Below are 22,659 nucleotides of genomic sequence, written 5' to 3' on the forward strand. Positions count from 1 at the left end.
TTATCGCTTGTCTAAATCTGGAACGCTATGAAAAACATTATGACCAAATATATCTTTGTGACCGGAGGCGTAAGCTCTTCTTTGGGTAAAGGTATTATCGCCGCTTCTGTAGGTAAACTCCTGCAAGCTAGAGGATTCTCTGTAACCATCCTCAAACTAGACCCCTACATCAATGTAGACCCAGGAACCCTCAATCCCTACGAACATGGAGAATGCTATGTAACCGAAGATGGAGCCGAAACAGATCTAGACTTAGGCCATTACGAACGCTTCCTCAACCAAAATAGCTCACAGGCTAATAATGTGACGACTGGCCGGATCTATCAAAGCGTCATCAATAGAGAACGCGCAGGGGATTACCTCGGTAAAACCGTGCAAGTGGTCCCTCATATTACCAATGAAATCAAACGCAATATTATGTCCCTCGCCAATCAAGGGAATTACGATATTGTTTTGGTCGAAATCGGTGGTACAGTCGGCGATATTGAATCTCTCCCCTATGTCGAAGCCATGCGCCAAATGCGCTGGGAACTCGGCCGAGAAAACTGCCTAACCGTACACCTTACTTTGGTCCCTTACCTGCGTGCAGCTGGCGAACTCAAAACAAAACCTACTCAACACTCCGTCAAAGAGTTATTGGGCTCTGGTATCCAACCCGACATTCTGGTCTGCCGCACCGAACATCCCCTCAGCATGGAAATCAAACGCAAATTGGCCCTCTTCTGCAACCTAGACGCCCCCTCTGTAATCGAAGCCCGAGACGCCAAAAGCATTTATGATGTGCCTATGCTGATGCTCAAGGAAAAACTCGATAGTAATATCCTTACCAAACTTCGCCTACTCGATCGACACGAACCTAAACTAGACCGCTGGAAAGGCTTTTTGGGCCAACTCAAAAACCCTATGCATGAAATCGAAATCGGACTGGTCGGAAAGTATATTGAGCTACAAGATGCCTATAAATCTATCCATGAAGCTTTTATTCATGCTGGCGTAAGCAACGAATGCAAGGTAAATATCCGCCATATCCATTCTGCCCATATCAATGATAGTACAGTTGCTCAAGAACTGAAAGGACTTTCAGCCGTTCTTGTCGCTCCTGGCTTTGGCGAAAGAGGCGTAGAAGGTAAAATTACCGCTATCCGCTACCTACGCGAACAAAAAATTCCCTTCCTCGGTATCTGTCTCGGTATGCAATGCGCCGTGATCGAGTTTGCCCGCAATGTACTCGGCCTCAAACAAGCTAACTCTACCGAAATGCAAGCCCAAACCCCAGATCCTGTTATTTCCTTAATGGAAGAACAAGAAGCTATCGAAAACCTAGGCGGTAGCATGCGCCTAGGCGCCTACCCCTGCCAATTAAAAGCAGGCAGCAAAATGGCCAAAATCTATGGCCACCAAGATATCTCTGAACGCCACCGACACCGCTACGAATTTAATAACAACTACCTAACGGAATTCGAAGAAGCGGGACTAATCGCCTCTGGCCGTAATCCCGAAACTGGACTAGTCGAAGCCGTAGAACTCCAAGATCACCCCTGGTTCGTCGCCGTGCAATTCCATCCCGAATACAAAAGCCGAGTAGAAAACCCCCATCCCCTCTTTGTCGACTTTATCCGTGCTGCTCTAGCCTATAAAGAAGCTGAAGAATAAGCCATTAGTATTTCTAAAATAGAAAAAGGAGTTGTAGCCTTAGGGCTGCAACTCCTTTTTGTGTATTCCCTAAGAATGTGGGGAACAATTACTTTGTTTCTGTAGCAACAACATCTGCTTTAATCGTCAAGCGAGTTTCGGCAGGAATGGTGTTCGCACTAAGGGTTACAAACTTAGTTTGTGCGCCCTTTTTGTTTGCAGAGTTAAATTCTACTTCAATTTCACCAGATTCACCTGGAGCGATAGGCTCTTTAGGGTAGCTAGGAACTGTACAACCACAAGAACCTTTAGCATTAGTAATTGTCAAAGGCTTTTCTCCTTCATTCGTAAACTTAAAAGTATGTTTTACTTTTTCGCCTTCTTTAATCGTTCCAAAGTCAAAAACATCCTCACTAAACGTCATTGTAGTAGCAATAGCTGGATCTACGGCATCCTGTGGGTTGCCAGACTGTTGAGACTGGATTGATTGAGGGGGTTGCGTTCCAGTAGGTCCTACTACATTGTTATTCTGAACAGCTACATTGCCTTTTGTGGCCTCTGCTTCAGCTGCAGAAACACCACCGCCACATTGCATAAATGTAAACGCCATAAGACCAATGAATGCAAAGCTGAGAAATTGGGCTGCAAATCTTTTCATCTTGTAAAGAGAAATTTTGGTTATTATAATCTATCCGCATTCATTGCGGATAACAAAAGTAAGGCTTTCCTCTCAAAATGAGAAAGGCCGACCTTTAAAACAAACTTAAAGGATAGAAGTTTAGCCTTTTCCGCCCCTCCCCTTCAAATAGGGATAAAATGCCTTTTCCATCCTTGGAATATACTCTACAAAGAAACGATTCGCCTTCGGCCAATCTTCTTCTCGGCCCAAACTTACCCCCTCCAAATCAAAGCGAATACGACTCATTTTATTATCCGGCAACTCTTGCCAAACTAAAGCTTCTCCAAAGACCTCTTCTATCTCCTCCTTCTGCCCAAATAGCTTTTTAAACAATTTCTTGTTCTTCGCCTTCTCTGCCCCTATAATAGAAAGCTCAATCCTCGCATGATCCTTCGTCATGATTAAACTATAATACACACTAGTCGTTCCTGCTCCACAACTTAGCCAATGATCCTTAGAAGGAGATACCCGCTGAAAAAGTGTCGTATCCTTTATTTGAGGCAATAGTTGCGTCCAATATTTCTTGCGCATGAAAAAACGATCCTTCTTTCTAGCCGCTGTCTTTTCTTCCAAGGCCTCTTCTTCCCCATATTTTATAGCTAAAGCATCCTCCAAACCAAATGATGGCAGCAAACGCTTCAAAATGACAAACTTCTTATTGCTATCTAAATTTGTCTCTACAAAATAGGAACCGACAAGCAACTGTGGCGCCCGAAAATCCTCAGCCCGCTCACTGACTTTAAGCCGAGCAGGCTGACTCAGCAACAAAGCCGCATCTTTCTGATAAAGCTGCCGCAAAACATATAAATACATCTGCGTAAACTTATGCTCTACAAGCTTTTCTCCCTCAAAAATAAAATAGGCTAACTTCTTATTCTTAGGCATACTCGCCTCGAATATATTCATCTCTGGCTCCAACAGCTCCTCATTGAGCTCAACTTCCGGATAAGGCCAAATCTTCAAAAAACGAGCTGTAATCAAAGCCGTCCGCTCATGATAAGCCCGCAAATCCCAAGCTGCTAAACTACTCAGGTATTTATTCAACCAAAGTCGACTATACTGATAGCCTTGCTCTTTCCCCTGAATATTCATCTCCTTTTTGGCCCTAAAGGTTTTATTCCCCAAAGCCCCATTATTGCCCGATAAGGTCAAATTCCCTATCGTATGCAAATAACGACGCTCAAAGGCATCTATCTCCTCCTCTGACAACTCCTCCCTCCAAGCCTCACTAGGCTTCTGCGGAAAAATATGCTCTACACTAATCCGCTCATCACTAGTGTCTACAAACTCTCTGTTGTTATAGTTTTCTAACTTCTCAAACAAATAGTCTCTCTTCCTAGCAGTTATATTATACAAATCCCTATCTCTCAAGGCCTGCTGCAACTCCGCATCCAAGGGAAAACGCCCCGCCCCTTTCTTACGCAAAATTGAAAGGTAAATAGAGTTTACATAGTCCTCACTATCTACCTCTGCATACAAAACCATGAAGATCTTGTTCAATACACTAGTCGGCAAGCCCACAATAAACCGCCGCCACACATAAGCCTGCAAAAACTGAAGAATCGCAATCAAATCCGACTTAGAAATCACCCCATTATCCTTGTCCTCAAAAAGCTGCAACAAAAAAGGATAAACTACATGGACCTCCAATTGATTGATGTACTCCAACTCCTGCCGAATATCCTTGTCTCGCTCCGCTCTTGGGTTAATAAACGAATGATAATGATAAGACAAACTCTTGATCTGCTCCAAATCATTCCAATATTCCTCTCCCTTCTTATCCTGATACTTCTCTTTAAAGGTCTGGTAGACCTTCGACTTATTCGGTATCGCCTTGTTCTTTAAGGTTAAATAATCCCGTATAAATGCCGATACCATCGACTTTTCCGTCCCCCAATCCCTCGCATTCTCTTCTATCGGATACCAAACTCGCTTATATACCCGCCCCTGCTCCTTAGGCTCCAAATCCATCAAAATATAATTCCGAATCAAGTCAGACTGCGAAAGATCCAAACCCGTCGAGTTCAAACTCTCAAAGATCCGCTGCGGATCATCTTTCCCTCGCTCCAAAGCAATCTCTACAAAGATCAACCGCTTTATCCCCTGCTCAATCAACTGAAGGTTCTCCGCATGGACCAAACTCCTAAAATACCGATAGTTCTCTAAGACCTTAGTATACCCCTCTAGCTTATCCTCCTCTCCCCAAAGTATCGCCTCAAAAGCAAGCGCATTCTTATCCGTTTGCTTCAACTTCAATTTATACCGCTCTTCCTCCACATACTCATTGCACAAATAACTTTTGTAAATTCTATCCGCTAAACGCCCCTGCCCCGACTCCAAAGCAAAGCGATACAAGGCCACCAACAAAATACTTAAACTGGTCAAGCGCTGCTGCCCATCAATAATCACCAATTCTCGAACCTCTCTACTACTCCCCAAACCCTCATAAATAAACACAATGCTCCCTATAAAATGAGACGAACGATCCTGCTCCACCACATCTATAATGTCCTTAAATAAATCCGAACACTCTTTCCGCCCCCAATCATAATTGCGCTGATAAATAGGTATAATAAACTGGGTATCTGGAGTTTTCAAAAAACTGACTACCTCCAATTCTTTGGCGTTCATATTTGGTCTTTGTTTTTAGTTTATATTCTCCTTTTTTTGGGGCTGCCCCGCCCTGCGGGCGGGTCGGGCTGTTGCGCAGCTCGCTATTCGCTCGGCCCTTCAGCGCTGCGCGCTTCGGGCTGCCCCTGCGGGCCACTGCTGTCCATCCCTCAGCCTGCGGGCGCTCCGCGCCCTGTCCCCTCCAAAACTAGTTTTCTGCAGCCAAACTATCCTTGGCCAACTGCTCGGCCCTATAGGCCTTCCACTTCTCCTCTGCTAGCTTCCAAGCGGCTGATTTAGCATCCAATACATCTTCCTTCAGCTCGCTTTCCCAAAAGGATTTAAAGCTGTTGAACTCTGTTCTCGTCTCTGTCTTTAAACTTTCTATCTCGCTATAGATGTAGAAGTAAAAGAAGGCTCCCGCCCCCAACAAGCTCAATAACATCCCTAACAATAAGCCTAACCAAAATGCACTGTTCTTCATTAGTTATGGATTTTCACGGCCCGCTCAAATCCCAAACGCTCTAAATGCTCCTTACGCGCTTGTTTAAGATCAAAGTCCTGAAAGCGAATCTGCGCCCGCAAAAAGTCAAAGGCGAAGTCAAAGTCCATATACTGATAACGGATGGGCAAACTACCTGGTCCTGCCATATCCATCAATTGCTTTTGATTCAACACCTGAAGTAGGTCTCCTGCCAGCTGCAAAAAGGGATTCAAATGGTTTTCTATAAATTGTTGGCGCTTATCTCGGTCCAACTCAAAGATTTCTTGGGCCAATCGACAATAGGCTTGCATAGCTGGACAATAATCTAAGACAAAGACATTACTCAATTCATTCCGACGCGCTCGAACCATCTCTCCATTTTTTTCTCTAAGCTGCTGCTTGAGGTCCTTCAAGATCAATCGAATGCGCTCATTCTTAGCCTTGCACTCGTCTTCCAAAGCAAATAACTGATCGTTGCGCCCCAATTGCAATTTGGCTATTTCTGTTTGATATTTGGCCAACTCGCCCATAAAGCGACTACGCGCCCAAAACCAGCTAATCGTCACCAAAGCTAATAAGCCCGTAAAGCTCAAGGCATAAAAGGGCAACTGCTCGACAAATTCGTCCCAGTTCATATCTATAGGGGATTAAAAGGGTTGTACAATAAGGATAACGAGCCCGGCTAAGGCCAAAACAGCCAAAGAGATATAGATAATCAAGGGAATAGGGCTCCAAATGCGCACTTTTTCCAAAACGGGCAAGTTTTCCTCTGCCCGCAAAGCATACAATAAGCTATCTATACTCTGATAGGGATCTGCCGTTGGCCTAACCGCATAGTTTGGATCAATGGGGATGGCCGAAGGCGGTGGCAATTGTTCAATAATTAAATCAAGCTTCTCTTGTTGTTGCTGCTCCAATTCTTGCAGTCGATTTTGCAGACTTTCTAGCTCTTGCTCTATAGAGGCTTGCTGTGCAGAGCGCAACTGCAAATAGGCCCCAGCCGCTAAACCCTGTTCCCCAAAGCTTTGGTCCAAAGCCAAGGCCTCTCCCTTAAAATAAAGGCTTAAATCCTCGGCTAGGCTGTTCAAAAAGCCCTGCTCTACTAGCTGCAACAAGGCGTCTTGGGGCAATTGCTCTTCTGCAAAGGGCAAAGGCGCATAGGTTTGGCCCAAAGGGTCCTGGATATAGATAAAATGCTTTTGTGCTGGTCCCTCTTGCTCTATCCGCAAGATACTGCCCTCATACAAATCACTTAATTGCTGCAATTGCTGCTCGGCTTGCAAAAGTTGCTCACCAAAAGCCAGTTGATATTGCCCCCCTCGCTGAATGAAGCCACTTAATTCTAACTGCTCTAGCATTTCCGCCGCAGAGAAACTAAGGTCCACCTCGGCATTCATTAAGGTGCCGTACTGAGGGTGCATGAAATTTAAATTGAGTATAGGTTCCATAGGTAGAATGGGGATGTTTCAAGTCCGAATATACTATTATATCTATTAAATAACAGCTTTTTTCTTAGAAAAGCAAAAGGCCCTAGCTTGGAGACGAGCTAGGGCCTTTTGTTTTGGTCCTTTTTTGCGGCGGACAGGGCCGATAGGCCCGCAGGCTGAGCTGCCCGTAGCAGGGCCGCCCTTGGCGGCCGACCCAGGCGGCAAAGCCGCCGCAGGGCCGAGCGAATAGCGAGCTGCGAAGGGGAGCGACCCGCCCAAAGGGCGGGGCAGCCCCAAAATAATCAGCTTCTCAAAAGCAATTTAAGATCTATTGCCTTGATCAACTAATCAAATTTAGCCTAACGGGGAGGAGGAGGACCACCAGGACCACGACCGCTGCGATGACGCTGATGATGCTCGATCATTTCCTTAGATTTTTTCTCATCGACTAGGCTACCCTTTTTAGGTACAAAGCGATAGCTAAAGCGCAACATGAAATAGCGCTCCAACACCTGCCCAATTTGGTCCTCGATGTAGTTGGCCGTAAAGCTTCGGCTAAGGCTAGTGTTTTGGCCCAAAATGTCATAGACATAAATGCCTAACTCCCCTCTTTGGCTCTTGAATAAGAGCGTAGAAATGCTCGCATTCCAAAGCAAGAAGTCTGTATTGAAGCCATCTGATAAACCTGCATAGTGTTGGTGGCTCAAATCCGTTTGAAGCACTAGGGTTTTCCAAGGGTTCCAATAAGCCCGCAAGCGAGTGTTTTGGTTGTAATAGCGGTTGTTAGAACTTGTATTCAAACTGTTGATTGAATAGTTGACGCTACCATCGGTACTCAAGGTAAAATCAAGCTTCTCGCTGATGTTTGAGCTCAATTTGAAGCCCAAACGGCCAGACGGCTGGCGAGAGTAGTTCAATTCGTTGTTAATCAAGCTAGGCGTTTCTGAGAAGGAGCCACCCAGCTTAATCCCAAAGTTAGACTTGATAAAATTGAGAGGGAAACTGTAGTCTGCAAAGAGATCCAACTGATACTGACGGTCCAAGTTGACATCCTGTGTTAGCTGCGTTCCCTGAGCTAAATCAATCCCCAAGAAAGAAGTATCCTGATAAGCAATGAAGGTGCTTTGTCCTAGGTAATCTTTATTGTACTGAGCGCCAAAACCTACAAAGAACATACTGTTTTTGCTAGGATTGGGGTTGGCGTAATGAAAGCGAATACGGTGGCTAGTTGCCTGGACCAATTTTGAGTTACCCATTGACAATTGAAGGGGGTTGCTATTGTCTACTACCTCTTGCAACTGCCCAATGCTGGGTTCATCAGTACCCGAGCGGTAGAATAGTCCAAAATTCTTAGTCTTAGAAATCTCGTACCGCATCATAGCGAAGGGGAGCACATTAAAGAAGTTGTAGCTATTCTGAAAATCTTGCGGATAAACCTGTGTTGCCGATAAGGTAGCCCATTGTGCCGTAGCACGGGCATACATACGCAAGCCTTTTTTGTTATAACGCAAGCCTACTGAGGCCTGATGACGGTCGTAGCGGCTATCTGCTTCATTAGAAAGCAAGGTATCCAAGAGGCTATAGACTCCCCCATCGTAATTATAGGTAAACTGATCAGCTTCTCCATAGCTAATAGAAGGATCATAGCGGAATTGCAACTGCATCTGCTGGTTAATGGGCTCACTATACTCCAAACGAGCCGAATAACTACGGCTGTATTGGTCCAAATCCGAGGACTGATCAATAGAGTCAATTTGATTTTGGCTATAATAGCTATTCACAGACTCTTGCTTGTTGTTTCCGCTCTGCCCACTCATCTCCTGTTGTAGACGGATAGAAAAGGTCCGCCCCTTCTTCTTGAGGCGATGGCGATAGAGCAAGCGATTGCGCAAATTATAGGCCGTCAACTCACTATTAAACAGATTTTCACTCGCATTCAAGGGCTGCTCAATATTGTAAGTCTGCGATTGACCAAACTGCTGCCCCTCATTGATTTGCATGCTAAAGTTGGGCTCAAACTCTAGTTGATTGCGATCGTTGATATTGTACTCTAAGCGGAAAGTAGCTCGGTGATTTATATTTGTACTATTCTGGCTTTGCGACTCTAGATAGTATTGTCCTGCTTCCTCTTCAGAAATATAACTACGGAAGGTAGAATCAAAGCCCGTATTATTCACTTGGTTAAAGAAGTAACTTCCGTTGAACTTCCACTTTTCATTCCACTCATTGCTGTAGTTAATTCCTCCTGCATAAGTTTCATTGATTCCGCCATTGTCATCTACAAGGAAGTTGCCTAGGCTACCACCGCGCCAACGACGGCGACCGCTGCCGCCCGAGGCCGCAACGCCAGCCAAATCTTCTGAACTAAAGTTTTGCTCATTGATATTGTTCCATTGGCCCAAAATTGAGATGCGTTCATTGCCATTAAAGCGGTTGTATACCCCCCCCAAGCGATAGCGCCAATCATCTTCGGGCTCTTGACCATCATCATGTCCCAAACCGGCATAAACTCGCCCAAAAGTTCCTGAACGATACTCTGGTTTAGAGACAATATTGATCGTTTTACTCTCCTCTCCATCTTCAAAGCCCGAAAACTGGGCCTGTCGACTCTTTTGATCATATACCTGTACCTTATCGACCATATCTGCTGGTAGATTTTTTAAGGTATTTCGAGCATCTTGACCAAAAAAGGGCTTTCCATCAATCACCACCTGCTCAACGGTCTCCCCTTGGGCCTTTACGGTTCCATCCTCAATCTCAATACCTGGCATTTTCTCTACCAAATCCGCCGCCGTAGCATTGGGGTTGGTTTTATAGGCCTTAGAATTAAATTCTACGGTATCGCCCTTGAGTACAGCAGGAGGCGTTTTCCCTACTACATCTACAACGCCCTCTTCTAAGGCAGAAACTTTGAGCAAAATAGGTCCGAGGTCTACCTCTTCCTTATCTAAAAGAAAAGGCTGCTCATATTTTTCATAGCCCAAAAAGGAAATTTTGAGCAGGTATGGCCCCTGAGGGGCCTGTAACTGGAAGAAGCCATCCAAGTTGGAACTACTCCCAAATTGTTTTGTGCTGTCTTTGGTTGACTGCAAGATAACATTGGCCCCAATGAGTGGCTCTTGACTCTCTGCATCAAAAAGGCGCCCATTAAGCTGCCCCTCTTGTGCCGAGGCGCTCCAATGAAGGAGCAGAAAGAATGCTAATGATATGTAATATTTCATTGTACAGGATTGATGAACTAGATAAATTCTAACTGAAGAGAAAAACCAAGCATGATTGACCGTTCGCTTTCTAGCTAAGGGCAGCCTAAAGCAAGGAGTGGCTACCCAAAACCACTAGACAGATCGACGATCAATAAAGTCTTGAAAAGCCTCTTTGTATTTGTCCGAAACGGGAATATGCTGCTTGCCAAATAACAACTGCCCCCGCTCTATAGTCGATATCTTATCTAAATTGACAATATAGGATCGATGAACCCGCATAAAGCGATGTCGAGGCAAACGCGCTTGTAAGCTCTTCATACTGAGCAAACTCAACAAGCTTTTATCGGTAGATTTGCGATGAATACGCACATAATCCTTTAAGCCTTCTATATAAAGAATGTCATCTAAGGCAATCTGCTGCAGCTTATAGTCTGATTTGAGAATAAGGTAATCCTCTGTGCCTAAAACACTGCTTTCTTGCAACTGCTGCTTGGCCTTCTGGGCCGCCGATAACAATTCTTCAAAGGCAAAAGGCTTGAGCAAATAGTCTATAGCATTGACTTTATAGCCCTGAATGGCATACTGCTCAAAAGCTGTGGTAAAAATGATCTTATGCCCCTGCCCCGCCAACTGCTGGGCCAGTTGCATCCCACTCAAATTGGGCATCTGAATATCAAGAATGAGCAAGTCCACCCATTCATCCTCCAACTGCTCTAAAACAGAGAGGGCATTACTGTGGCTGCCAATCAACTGCAAAAAAGGGATTTGCTTGACGTATTTTTCAACTAAGGATAAGGCCAAAGGCTCATCATCAGCCACAATGACAGAATATGTTTGCATAAGTTTAATATTTTGGAAGGCAAAGACGGGCCAAGAAATAATCCGATTGGGCCCCTTGTTCAAATTGATAGTCCTGTTCAGGATAAAAGAGCTCTAAACGCTTGCAAAGATTCTCTAAACCTATTCCCGAACCGCTTTTATCACTTTCCGTTTTAGGAAAAAGGGAGTTTTTCACCTCAAAGCAAAGCCAACCTTCTTCTAAGCGTAAAGACAACTGTATAAAAGAAGGCTGCCGAGCATCTACTCCATGCTTAAAGGCATTCTCCAAAAGCGGTATAAACAAGAGTGGAGGTACTTGCAAACCCTGTTCTTTCGGAAACTCCATATCGATCTGTACATGCTGCGCATAACGCAAGCGCATCAACTCAACATAGTTTTGTAGAAACTGTATTTCATCCGCCAAAGGCACAGCCATCTCATCAGAATGATATAAAATGTACCGCATCAACCGACTAAGCCGAAGCACATTCTCCTGAGCCATCTTGGGCGCCAAATCAATCAACGCATAAATATTATTTAAGGTGTTAAAGAAGAAATGAGGCTGCAACTGATACTTCAAGTACATCAGTTCCGACTTCAAATGCTCCGTCTCCATCTCCTGATAACGCTCTTTCTCGGTTTGTAATCGCTGCGTTACCCGAATGACACTCGCTATGCCTACACTTAATGAAAAGGCTAGGCTGTCGCCAAACAAGATGAGGAAAATAGGAGGCCGATAACTATGTCCTTGATCTACCAGAAAATGTCCTGACAAAATATGGCTATAACAAAGATATAATACCCCCAACATCGGAACAAAGAAGGCCAAATTACGCCCGATAAAAGCCAAGTACTTTCGCTTAATAAGTAATTGCCCTACCCAAACGTAATAGTTCAGATAGAAGACTAGTAGATTGAAGCCAAGGTTTAATGTATGCTTGAACAAAAACTTCTGCCAAGGAATATGCGTATGCCGCCAATCTATCCATAACAAAGGGGAGATCAATAAGATAAGCCAAGGCAAAAAGTGAAAAATAAATTTGCGCCAACTCGGTGAAAAGTTGAACTGCTGATCTTCTCTGCACATAATAATTCATGTTTATACACAAATATCGATAATCTCTATGCTTTAGCCACCTAAACTAGACTAAGCCCCCTTTCTTATAGATGACTCTAGCCCATAAAAAAACCGGCAGCCTCCCTTTGGAAACTACCGGATGATAAAGCTGAACAGTCTAATTAACTTCTTTTCGTGCCTTTCGGCTCAGCATATTGAGGCGCCTTATTCTGTCGAGGCGATACATTCTCTTCTACGGCTGGAGCCCTAGCCGACTCCTCCTCCTCAAACCAAATCCGCTTTACCTTATGCCGTACCATGATCTTTACCCCCTCATAATCTTTGTAAAAACGTACCTCTTCTGCATTGGGGTCTAAAACCATCTCATAATGATTGCCTACATCAGAGACGATACTAAACTCAAAGATCTCATTCTCCTCATCTTGCCGCGCTTCCTTTATCAAGTAAGCCGAACTAATAGAAGGTGTCGTATGCTTGAACATACTCATCTCCTCATTAAACTCAAAAAAAGTCAATTCCTCCTCATCAGAAGACATCAAGACCCATTCTTCGCTCTCTTCATTATAACGTAAATCTTCTCTTAGGGATGTAGAAATCATCATCTGGCTCCAAAGCGGAAATTGTAGGAGCATAAATAGTAAAAACAGGGGAAGCGGTCGCATAGGCTATTGTTTTGGCCCTTTATGGGGAGCTAAAGAGCATTTGATGGAATTATTTTTTATACAATCCCACATACAGCAAAAAAAATTCCAAGCAACAGTAATTTTATAATAAATTATATTGTCACAACAGCCTTTATTTGAATCTTTATTGGGCTATTGGGCTGCCCCTCGCCTGCGGCTCGGGTCGGGCTGTGTCAGGGCTCGCTATTCGCTCGGCCCTTCGCCAGCAAGCTGGCTCGGTCTGGCCTGCGGCCACCCTTTTCCATCCCTCAGCCTGCGGCGCTTCGCGCCTGCTCCCGCCAAAAGCATTTTGCCCTAAAAGTGCTGCTGATAGAACTCTAATACTCGTGGATCTACCCTAATGTCTTGCGGTTTTAAGGGATGTTTGAGTACTAAGCCCTCAAAGGTTCGGCAGCGGCTCAAGGCCACATAAGTTTGCCCAAACTCAAAGGCCCCCTTGGGCATATCTAACAATACCCGATCAAAGGTTTTTCCCTGACTCTTGTGTATGGTCATCGCCCAAGCCAAACGCAAAGGATATTGCGTGAAACTTCCACTAACTTTGGTCTCTATTTCTCCCGACTCATTCAACTGATGAGTCATCATCTCCCACTCAAACTTTTCAACCTTGATGGTTTGTAAATCTCCAAAAGGACCATAAACCTGCACCTGTATCTCATCAAAATCTAAGTAGACCACTTTCCCAATGGTCCCATTCGCATAGCGACGCTTAGGATCATTTTTAAGGAAGACCACCTGTGCCCCTAATTTTAAACGCAGTGGAGAGGGAGCTGGCTGTACATTCATCTGCCCAGAGACCTCCGCTATATAACTATACTCCTCTCCCTCCAAAGCCAATAACCTCGCTCGATTGACTTCATCTACTCGGGCGTTTCTAGCCGCCAAAGTGATGTAGAAGTCCGATTGTTCTGGAAAATCGGGAATATGCCGCTCATTCAACTCCATAAATTCATCATAATCCATAGCACTCTGCCGAACCGCATCCAATAAACCGATAAATCGACGATCCGACTGCCGATAGACCTCCCTTAATTCAGCCATAATGATCTCCATCTGAAAAAAGACCTCTGCAGAGAAGAAATAGGGACTCTCATAACGCTCTTGTAGTTGCTGCCTAACCTCTGGACTGCTAATCACAGGAGGCAACTGAAAGAGATCGCCAAACATAATGAGCTGCGCCCCCCCAAAGGGTAGGTAACGGTCCCGCCCATTGACCCGCATAAAGAAATCTATCTGGTCCATCATGTCCGCACGGACCATCGAAATCTCATCTATAATGATCGTATCAATGGCCTTGTATAAACGATGATTCTTCCTAGGCTTCATTTCACTCCTTTGCAGGGGCCGAGGCGGAAAGCCAAAGAAAGAGTGAATCGTTTGCCCCCCAATATTCAAAGCCGCTATTCCAGTAGGCGCCAATACGACCACCTTTTTCTTGGTTCTACGGACAAACTCCCGCAATAAGGTAGATTTTCCCGTACCCGCCTTTCCAGTAATAAACATAGCTGGGGTACCGGCCTCCATATCCTCTAAACAAGCCTGAAAGTCGGCATTCAAATCAATCTCTTCTGTCTCCATAATCTTTAGTTATCTTAGGCGCTTAAGATAGGTATCTTTAAGGAGCTATTCAAGTTTGGGCCCAGATAGCCGCTGCCGATTATTGATCTCCCTAAGCCTAGCCCTAAAAGGGAACAGCCTATTCAATTTGCCCCTACAAGCTAGCCCTTGAACAGCTCATTTGATCTTTTCCCTTATTTAGTTGCTTGGTCTTCAGCCCCCTCTTTATTTGCTGGCCTTTTAAACAAAAACTGCTTTGGTCCAACGAATAAACTTTCCTTTTTGCCTTTAACTAAGAGCCGCCTTAAGCCCAATCCCCTGCGCTACCTTTCCCATTTTTTAAGACAAGCTTTAACTGAGGCCTAGACATAAACTGCTTTTCCTTGTTTTTGCCCTATCACTTATTTATAAGCCTCTTTTTCCTCCGCTATATCTTACATAAGCAGCTTTTTAGGGTCTCTTCTTTTCCTTATTGGCCAATGGCTGACAGTTGGGGTACAAACAGCAATAAAAGCCCCGCTGTCGAGCTGCTAGGACATCCGACAGCGCTGTCGTACCTCTTGGCGGCGCCACAGAGCTAAATCCACGAACGGTTTTGGGGCTATGGCGGCCACAGGGCTAAATCCACAAAACAACTCGGGCCTGTGGCCGCCACAAAGCTAAATCCACAAAACAACTCAGGCCTGTGGCCGCCACAAAGCTAAATCCACAAAACAACTCAGGCCTGTGGCCGCCACAACGCTAAATCCACAAGACAACTCGGGCCTGTGGCCGCCACAAAACTAAATCCGCAAAACGACTCAGGCCTGTGGCGGCCACAGCAAGCAGGCTAATTAAATTTGATCCTAAATCTTTAGTCATTAAAGAGGGGCATTCTTTTGTTGGTCCTATGGAAGGGCGCAAATAGCTAGCTAGAGAAATGGAGACCAGTAAAAGAGCAGAGATCAATATATATTTTTCTTTGGCCCTAAGGGGATAGAACTGAATCGCCTTTAAAGCTCGTATAGGAGCTAGCCTAGAGCAGTTAATTAAGGACAGAGGATGGCAGGTGGCAAGGCGAAGAGTTTAGGGAAAGTCCAGAAGAAAGTATATTTTAGGGAAAAGGCGGGCCAGTAAGGCTTGTGCTCTTATTGGCTTAGCGCGCTCGCTAAGCTTTGCCCCTAGTTGGAGAAAATTGGGCCTCTTATTTTATCCGGTTTTGCAGGCGCGAAGCGCCGCAGGCTGAGGGATGGAAAAGGGTGGCCGTAGGCCAGACCGAGCCAGCTTGCTGGCGAAGGGCCGAGCGAATAGCGAGCCCTGACACAGCCCGACCCGAGCCGCAGGCGAGGGGCAGCCCCCAAAAACAGCAGCAGATGAAAAAACTTTACAGCATAGTCGTTCTTTTGTTCTTGGCCTTTAGCAGTTTGCAGGCCACCCATATTGTTGGGGGGGAGTTGGGATATCGTTGTTTGGGCAACGACCTTTATGAGATCAATCTGAGGGTGTTTCGGGATTGTGATACGGGGGTCCCTTGGTTTGATGATCCTGCTTCGATTGGGGTGTTTGACAGCAATGACCAGCTACTTTTTGATTTACGGACTCGGCCCGTTAGTAATGATACCCTCAGTCCAGAGCTAGAAGACCCCTGTTTGGTGGTGCCGCCCAATGTTTGTATTCATACGACCTATTATCGGGATACGGTGCAGCTTCCTTTTCGGGCAGGGGGCTATCAATTGGTTTATCAGCGCTGTTGTCGGAATCAGGACATCGTCAACATCATAGCGCCCTTGAATACGGGGGCTACTTATTATTGTTTGATTACGGAGGCGGCCTTGCAGGGCTGCAACAGCAGTCCAGAGTTTAGAGCTTGGCCCCCAGTTTACGTCTGTGCGAATAAGCCCTTACATTTTGACCATTCTGCGACGGATGCGGATGGGGACTCTTTAGTTTATCGTTTGTCTACGCCTTTGGATGGGGCTGCGCCGCTCAATCCGATGCCTCAACCGCCTTACAATCCTCCTTATACGCCAGTTCGTTGGTTGGGGGCTTTTTCTGAGACCAACATGTTGGGGGGCCAAGACTCTCTTCGGATTGATCCGCAGACGGGTTTGTTGGATGGGACGCCTACCATTTTGGGTGTTTTTGTAGTGGGGGTTTCTGTGGAGGAGTATCGGAATGGGCAGTTAATATCGACCATGCGTCGGGACTTTCAGTATGCAGTGGGTGTTTGTGGGGAGTTGGTCAGTTCGGCCTTTTTTGCGCCAGAGATTCAGTGCGACAATGATTTAATGGTCCAATTTCAGAACAATAGCCAGAGTTTGGGCAGTGGATTCCAGTGGTATTTTGGCGATAGTTTGCAGTCTAGCTCCAGTTTGGATGATCCTGTCTTCATTTACCCTGATACGGGCCGTTATACGGTAACCTTGATTGCCGATCCGACTAGTAGTTGTGCGGACACGGCCCAGCAGGAGATTTATTTGCAGTATGAATCTATTGCTTTAGATGCGGATTTTGCCTTAGGGCCTTGTAGTGATAGCATTGAGTTGCAAGTGACGGACCTTAGTATAGATAGTATTTCGACGATTGGGCAATGGCTTTGGGATTTTGGCAATGGGGACACGGCCCAAACGCCTTTGGCCGCTACGGTTTATACGCAATCGGGCCGCTACCCCATTCAGTTGAGCTTAAGGGCGCTCAATGGTTGCGAGCGCAGCTTATATGATACCATAGACATCCGATTGGCCCAGCTCAATATGGCGGATAGCATTCCGCTTTGTCCTGGGCAAGACAGCATACAATTAAATCAGGGTGGAGACCCCAATTTGCAGTATGAGTGGGGACCAGCCGCAGCATTTTCCGATCCTCAGGCGGCTAGTCCCTGGGTACGGCCAACGGTCAGCAGCAGTTATCAGGTAACGGTAACGGCCAATAACAGCACTGGCGATAGTTGTCAGTTAATTAAGACGGTTTGGGTGATTATTCCGCCCCCCATACAGTTGCTGGCGGTCAGCGATACGGCCAGTTGTGCCGATACGCTCAGCTTGGGGGTACAAACTTCGGTGCCTGCGGACATTAGTTGGTCCTACTCCCCTACATTTTCACCTTTACAGTCCAGCAGTAATCCTGCTCAGATCATTATGCCGCCCCCTGGGCCTGCTTTTCCCGTTTACATTCAGGCCAAGGACGCTTGGGGCTGTGTTGTAGTGGACAGCATCATCTTGCAGGGCCAAGATATCCCTTTACAGGCTGCCTTTAGTTATAATATGACGAATTGTGGGCCGCCTATGCAAATACAGTTTAGCGATGAGACCGTAGATAGCAGTCAGGGGGCCATAGTGGCTTGGGATTGGGACTTTGGCAATGGGCAGCAGTCTAGTCAGCAGCATCCTCTGGTCAATTATGGGCAATCGGGCAGTTATTTGGTGCAGTTAAGGGTCACTTCTGAGCAGGGTTGTGAGGGTTTTGTTCAGGATACGCTTCATCAGATCCAGTTGCCAATTTTGTTTGGGCCAGATACGGTTGGTATTTGTCAGGGGGAGAGTTCAGTTGTTTTAAATGCGGGAGGAGATAGTAGTTTGAGCTATAGTTGGAGTCCTGCGGGCAGTTTATCGGATGCGAGCAGCCCCTCCCCTATAGCTAGTCCGAATAGTCCGACCACTTATAGGGTAACTATTACGGCAGCCAATGGTTGTACGGCCGTGGACAGTGTTTTTGTAGGCTTTCCGCCTGCGGTTACGGTCAGTTTAGAGGACCAACAATATTGTGGGAACCTAATTACTTTAAATGCGGAGAGTCCAACGGCTGTAAATTACATTTGGTCCTCGGACCCTAGTTTTTTCACGGTCTTGGGACAGGGCAACCCGATTAGTTTTAATCCGCCTAGCAGTCCATGGGCCTACTATGTACAGGCGACGGATGTCTATGGTTGTCAGGCGACGGATTTTGCGATTGTTCAGCAGATCAACAGTACACCCAATACGGAATTTGCTTGGTCTAGTTTGGGCTGTAGTTTCCCTTTGCAGTTACAGTTTACAGATTTGAGTGATACCTCTTTGGCGGAGATTGTCAGTTGGCAATGGACCACATCGAATGGGCAGCAATCTGGGCAACAGCATCCCCTCTTTAGTTTTAGTCGGTCGGGTCCTGTTTTGGTTCGTTTAGACATCACTTTAGCGAATGGTTGTACGGGCAGTTATTCGGAGATTTTGGATTTGAATATTCCGGCTTTATCTGGGGCCAATACCCGTACCCTTTGTTTTAATGAAGATTCTTTGGCTTTGAACCCAGGAGGCGATGCGACGGGCTTAAGTTATAGTTGGAGCCCAGCTATTGGCTTATCGGATCCTAATAGTTTTAATCCTATGGCCCAGCCACCAAGTTTTCCTTATAGTTATCAGGTACAAATTACGGCCTACAACAGTTGGGATACTTGTAGTCGAACAGAAACGGTGACTATCTTGCAGGGGGCGCCTTTAAGTATTTCGGTAGTTGAGGATACTAGCTTTTGCATTAGTCGTTTTACGCTTTCGGCCAATGCCAGTTACAATGTGTCGGATATAGATTGGTCCTTAACGCCCGACTTCAGTTCTATTTTGGTGGCCAATAGTTCGAGTTTTACGCTCAACTATGGGAGCAACCCCTCTAATTTGACCTTTTATGTTCGGGGGCAGGACCAGTTTGGCTGTGCAGTTTATGATACGGCCCAACTGCATTATCAGACGGCGCCGATCCAGGTACAGGCACAGGCTAGCTATCCAGCTTGTCCCACAGATTCCATAGTGGTCCAGTTTCAAGACTTAACGGCGGATACCAGTCAAGCGAGCATAGTCAATTGGGAGTGGCGATTTGGGCCAGGGCAGTCGGCTAATGGGCCCAATCCTAGCTTTGTTTATGGTCCTGCGGATAGTACGCATATCTTCCAGCTAGAGGTGACCTTAGAAAATGGCTGTGGGGGTATATTTGCAGATAGTTTGGCCGTTCGGGCCTTGGGTTTGGCCCTGCCCGACAGTTTGGGGCTTTGTGGGGATAGCACAAGCTTTATTTTACAGCCCGATGCCAATCAACAGTTGAGTTATCAATGGAGTCCTGCAGTAGGTTTATCGGACCCGAACAGCCCAAGCCCATATTATAGTCCTGCGGGCAATCAATTGTATACCGTATTGATTAGCGATCCCTTAACGGGCTGTCAGTATACGGATAGTCTCTATATTTTTTCTGATAGTTTGCGTTTAAACGTCATAGATGATCAGGTCATTTGTGGGAATAGTGTTTCGCTTTGGGCCTATAGCAACGACAGTAGTAGTCGTTATGATTGGGCCTTGGATACTAACTTCCAATTGATTTTGGGGCAATCTAATCCCTTAAACATCAATTTGCATCAGGGGCAGAGGTTTTATGTTCGGGCGCAAAACAGTTTGGGTTGCAAGGCTATAGATAGTGTTGACTTGGCGGTATTGAATCGTCCTTTGGATTTACAATGGGAATTATTGCTAGATAGTTGTGGCGAAGAGTTGAGTCTATCTTATTCGGCTCAATCTGCGGATAGTGGTTTGTTGGCTCCTTTAGTTTGGCAGTGGGATTTTGGCAATGGGCAATTGAGTAGTTCTAATGTAGGACAGATAAGTTATGACAGCAGTGGGACCTATCTGTTGCAAGTTAGTTTGCAGGGGCCAGGTAATTGTGTGGCTGAAGATCAGGCGCCCATTCATTTTTCTTTGGCGGGGCAGTCGGCCTTAGACAGTATTTGGGTTTGTTCGGGAGAAGTTGCGGAGCTTTATCCTTTGGCTGATACGGCTTGGAGCTATAATTGGTCGCCTGCGATGGCTTTGGATGATGCTAGTTTGCCTAATCCTAGTACTGTCGTGGCGGGAGACTATCATTTTTGGGCGCAGTCGCCTATTTTATTGGCCGGGCAATCTATGGGAACTTGTGTAGATAGTGGGCGGGTCGTTTTGGGCCATCATCCGCTTCCCGACTTACAGTTATTGGGGCAACAGGACCTCTGTACACCTTCCTTTAGCTTAGCGGCTCGTTCTGATTTGGCCCAGCAGTTTAGTTGGAGTGCTAATTCTGACTTTTCTCTTATCTTGGGCCAAGACTCCCTTTATCAAGACAGCTTATACATAGATAGTCTATTGGTTTATGCTCAAGTGAGCAGCGCCTTTGGTTGTCAGCAGATGGATAGTATTTGGCTTTATCAGAGAGAAATTAGAGCGCAGCTAGTGGATACGGCCTTGGCTTGTCCCAATGCGCCTGCTCAGTTGGAGGTCCTCAATTTGCGGGAGGGGCAGCAAAGTCTAACTTATTATTGGTCGCCAGATAGTTTATTATTGGCTGGGCAGGGAACGGCTATGGTCCAGATGTCGCCTAGTCAGGACCAACAATATCAGGTCTTGCTCAGCAATGCTTATGGTTGCAGCGATAGTTTATCGGCTTGGGTGCGGGTATCTGGACAATTGCCTAGCATAGTGTTACAGGCTAGTCCAGACACTGTATTTTTGGGCCAAGAAAGTCAGTTGATGGTCTTGGGGCAGGGAGATTATCGTTACCAATGGCAGGCGGACCCTAGCTTATCGGCTGAAGACATTGCCGATCCTTTGGCGCGGCCTGATAGTGCGCAATTGTATATTGTATCGGCCTGGGATGCCATGGGTTGTCAGACGACCGATAGTATTTGGGTGTATACCAAGCGCTATATTTGTGGACCACCCTATGTCTTTTTGCCCAATAGTTTTAGTCCGAATGGAGATGGGCATAACGATTTATTTCGTTTGCGCTCTAATGTCGTTCAGGAGTTTGAGTTATTGGTCTTTGATCGTTGGGGGGAGCAGGTGTTCCGCACGCAATCACAGGATGAGGCTTGGGATGGTCGTTTTCGGAACCAAGAATTGCCGCCGGATGTCTATGGTTATTATTTGCGTTATCGTTGTTTGGGGCAGAGCGAGGAGGATCCTTGGCAGATCCTCAAAGGCAATCTATCTTTGATTCGTTAGTTTTTTGGGGAAGTACTTTTTTTGGGGCCTGCCGCCTTCGGCGGCCGGGCCCTTTCAGGGCTCGCAGGTCTGCTCGGCCCTGCGGGCTTCGCCCTTGGTCTGCCGCTGCGCGGCACCCTTACAGGCCCCTAGGCCGACGGCCCGACGGGCCTTTTTACTGTAGGTTGAACCCTCTAGCAACAAGAGAGGCTACCCCAAGACCAATAAAAATGAGCCGAAGGTTAAAACCATCGGCTCATAACAAAAAGAAAAGGACTACTAGCAAAGACTAGTAGTCCTTCATATATAAATTTTATTGGGGGGACTATTTTGCGGGAGGATTTGGAGGAGTATCCCTATCTGGATCAGTCGATTTGTAATAATTTTTCATAAAGTTTTTATTTTAAAAAGCTGATTTAAAAACTTCATTCTTTAAGAGAATGAATCTTCTGGATTACTTCTTTCGATACCAGTTGTAAAAGCTGCAATATCCATCTCGGGATAAATTTGGATCATTTGCTGTAAACAAGCTTCCATTTTGTCTATGGCTCCAGTTGCTTTATAGAGTTGTGTTTGCATTCGCAAGCCCTCAATGCTCAGCTGATATTGATTAGCTTGTTCGCAAAAAAATAATGCCCCCTCGTGCATACCTAAGGCATAAAAGTCTAGCGCCTTCTCTAATAAAATTTGATCTTCACTGCGCTGTGGCACTTGCAAACTAGTATGATAAGCCAGCCAAGCTTTTGCAGCAGCCAAATCCTTTTTCAGATCTTGTAAAAGTTGAGCATACTGTTGCATATACCCTACGCCATAGAAAGCCTTTTCAGTTAACACTTTTAAATAGGGAAGTGCTTTTTCGCCTTTACCTACTGCTAAATAAGCTCGGCAGAGCAAATCAAAATAATCCTCATTAAAGTTAGATTCGCAAATTGGTAATAAGAGCTTAATTGCTAGGGTAAATTCTGCTTCATGAACGGCTATAGCCGCTAAGAAATAGTGCACCTCTGTAGTTGGATTAGCTATATTTTCTAATAGAAATTTAGCTCGGGGTATATTTTCTTCTAATAAAAAGAGCAACTTAGCTTCGGCTAATTGAGCCTCTTCATAATCTTTAGCTTGCCCATAATAGTGCAAGGCTAAATCATAGCGTCCCTCTTCCTCCATCAACTGAGCAAACATAAAATAAAGTGAATCCTTTTCTATTTCCTGTTTTAAGCCCACTTGCAAATAACGCTTTGCACTTAAATAATCGGGTGATTCTTTTTCCAACTCAACCTTAGTCCAATAGAAATAAGCGGCTGCTGTTTTGGGTGATTTTTTCATCAGTTGTTCTGCTAATTCTTGGCAAGCATCGAGCTCATCAGCTCTAAAAAGTTTGAGCAGTAAATCTTTGTTATTCTCTTTCATTTTCGGTCTTTTGATTGGATAAATATGTATAAAACTGCTGCGCCTCTTCCATTAAAACCTAGAGTAAGCATTCACCTCTACCCCTGCACAGCTCTAAGAGGACATTATTAAAGTGATTAGTCTACTAAAA

Annotated in this window: 13 protein-coding genes; 2 read left to right on the top strand and 11 right to left on the bottom strand. The window is 45.5% G+C overall.

The window, feature by feature from the left end:
• Nucleotides 1-39: 39 nt before the first annotated feature.
• Entirely contained in the window at nt 40-1,653 is a 1,614-nt protein-coding gene (locus tag PPO43_RS00645) for a CTP synthase (protein ID WP_442985466.1), read from the top strand.
• 88 nt (nt 1,654-1,741) lie between these two features.
• Here the strand turns inward: PPO43_RS00645 and PPO43_RS00650 are convergent, their stop codons facing one another.
• The 10 genes from PPO43_RS00650 to PPO43_RS00695 all read right to left on the bottom strand — a co-directional run bounded on the left by PPO43_RS00650 (nt 1,742) and on the right by PPO43_RS00695 (nt 14,193).
• Nucleotides 1,742-2,290, bottom strand: a complete 549-nt coding sequence (locus tag PPO43_RS00650; protein ID WP_272619857.1) for a DUF1573 domain-containing protein — start codon at nt 2,288-2,290, stop codon at nt 1,742-1,744.
• Between the two features lie 120 nt (nt 2,291-2,410).
• Nucleotides 2,411-4,942, bottom strand: a complete 2,532-nt coding sequence (locus PPO43_RS00655; RefSeq protein ID WP_272619858.1) for a DUF4268 domain-containing protein — start codon at nt 4,940-4,942, stop codon at nt 2,411-2,413.
• 187 nt (nt 4,943-5,129) lie between these two features.
• Nucleotides 5,130-5,405 carry a hypothetical protein gene (locus tag PPO43_RS00660; RefSeq protein WP_272619859.1) on the bottom strand — a complete coding sequence of 92 codons (276 nt, stop codon included), beginning with the start codon at nt 5,403-5,405 and terminating at the stop codon, nt 5,130-5,132.
• Nucleotides 5,405-6,040: a hypothetical protein gene (locus PPO43_RS00665; protein ID WP_272619860.1), complete on the bottom strand. Its 636-nt coding sequence runs from the start codon at nt 6,038-6,040 to the stop codon at nt 5,405-5,407. Before PPO43_RS00665 ends, PPO43_RS00660 begins: the two co-directional genes overlap by 1 nt.
• 12 nt (nt 6,041-6,052) lie before the next feature.
• The gene (locus tag PPO43_RS00670) at nt 6,053-6,853 is read right to left on the bottom strand and encodes a hypothetical protein (protein ID WP_272619861.1); all 801 of its coding nucleotides are present in this window, start codon (nt 6,851-6,853) and stop codon (nt 6,053-6,055) included.
• A 338-nt stretch (nt 6,854-7,191) separates the two neighbouring features.
• Nucleotides 7,192-10,053: a TonB-dependent receptor gene (locus PPO43_RS00675; protein ID WP_272619862.1), complete on the bottom strand. Its 2,862-nt coding sequence runs from the start codon at nt 10,051-10,053 to the stop codon at nt 7,192-7,194.
• A 114-nt stretch (nt 10,054-10,167) separates the two neighbouring features.
• Nucleotides 10,168-10,875, bottom strand: coding sequence for a LytR/AlgR family response regulator transcription factor (locus PPO43_RS00680; RefSeq protein WP_272619863.1), 708 nt, complete (start codon nt 10,873-10,875; stop codon nt 10,168-10,170).
• Between the two features lie 4 nt (nt 10,876-10,879).
• On the bottom strand, nt 10,880-11,941 hold the full coding sequence (locus PPO43_RS00685) for a sensor histidine kinase (protein ID WP_272619864.1): 1,062 nt from the start codon (nt 11,939-11,941) through the stop codon (nt 10,880-10,882).
• A gap of 152 nt (nt 11,942-12,093) precedes the next feature.
• Complete coding sequence (locus tag PPO43_RS00690; protein WP_272619865.1) at nt 12,094-12,594, bottom strand: hypothetical protein; 501 nt, start codon at nt 12,592-12,594, stop codon at nt 12,094-12,096.
• A 315-nt stretch (nt 12,595-12,909) separates the two neighbouring features.
• Entirely contained in the window at nt 12,910-14,193 is a 1,284-nt protein-coding gene (locus PPO43_RS00695; RefSeq protein ID WP_272619866.1) for an ATP-dependent DNA helicase, read from the bottom strand.
• Nucleotides 14,194-15,524: 1,331 nt separating this feature from the next.
• On the opposite strand from PPO43_RS00695, the gene PPO43_RS00700 reads away from it, so the two are divergent.
• Nucleotides 15,525-21,143, top strand: a complete 5,619-nt coding sequence (locus tag PPO43_RS00700) for a PKD domain-containing protein (protein WP_272619867.1) — start codon at nt 15,525-15,527, stop codon at nt 21,141-21,143.
• Nucleotides 21,144-21,554: 411 nt separating this feature from the next.
• Here the strand turns inward: PPO43_RS00700 and PPO43_RS00705 are convergent, their stop codons facing one another.
• Nucleotides 21,555-22,529 (bottom strand): tetratricopeptide repeat protein, encoded by a 975-nt coding sequence (locus tag PPO43_RS00705; protein ID WP_272619868.1) that lies wholly within the window; start codon nt 22,527-22,529, stop codon nt 21,555-21,557.
• Between the last annotated feature and the right edge of the window lie 130 nt (nt 22,530-22,659).

Origin of the sequence: Saprospira sp. CCB-QB6 (assembly GCF_028464065.1) — a bacterium.
Lineage (GTDB): Bacteria > Bacteroidota > Bacteroidia > Chitinophagales > Saprospiraceae > Saprospira.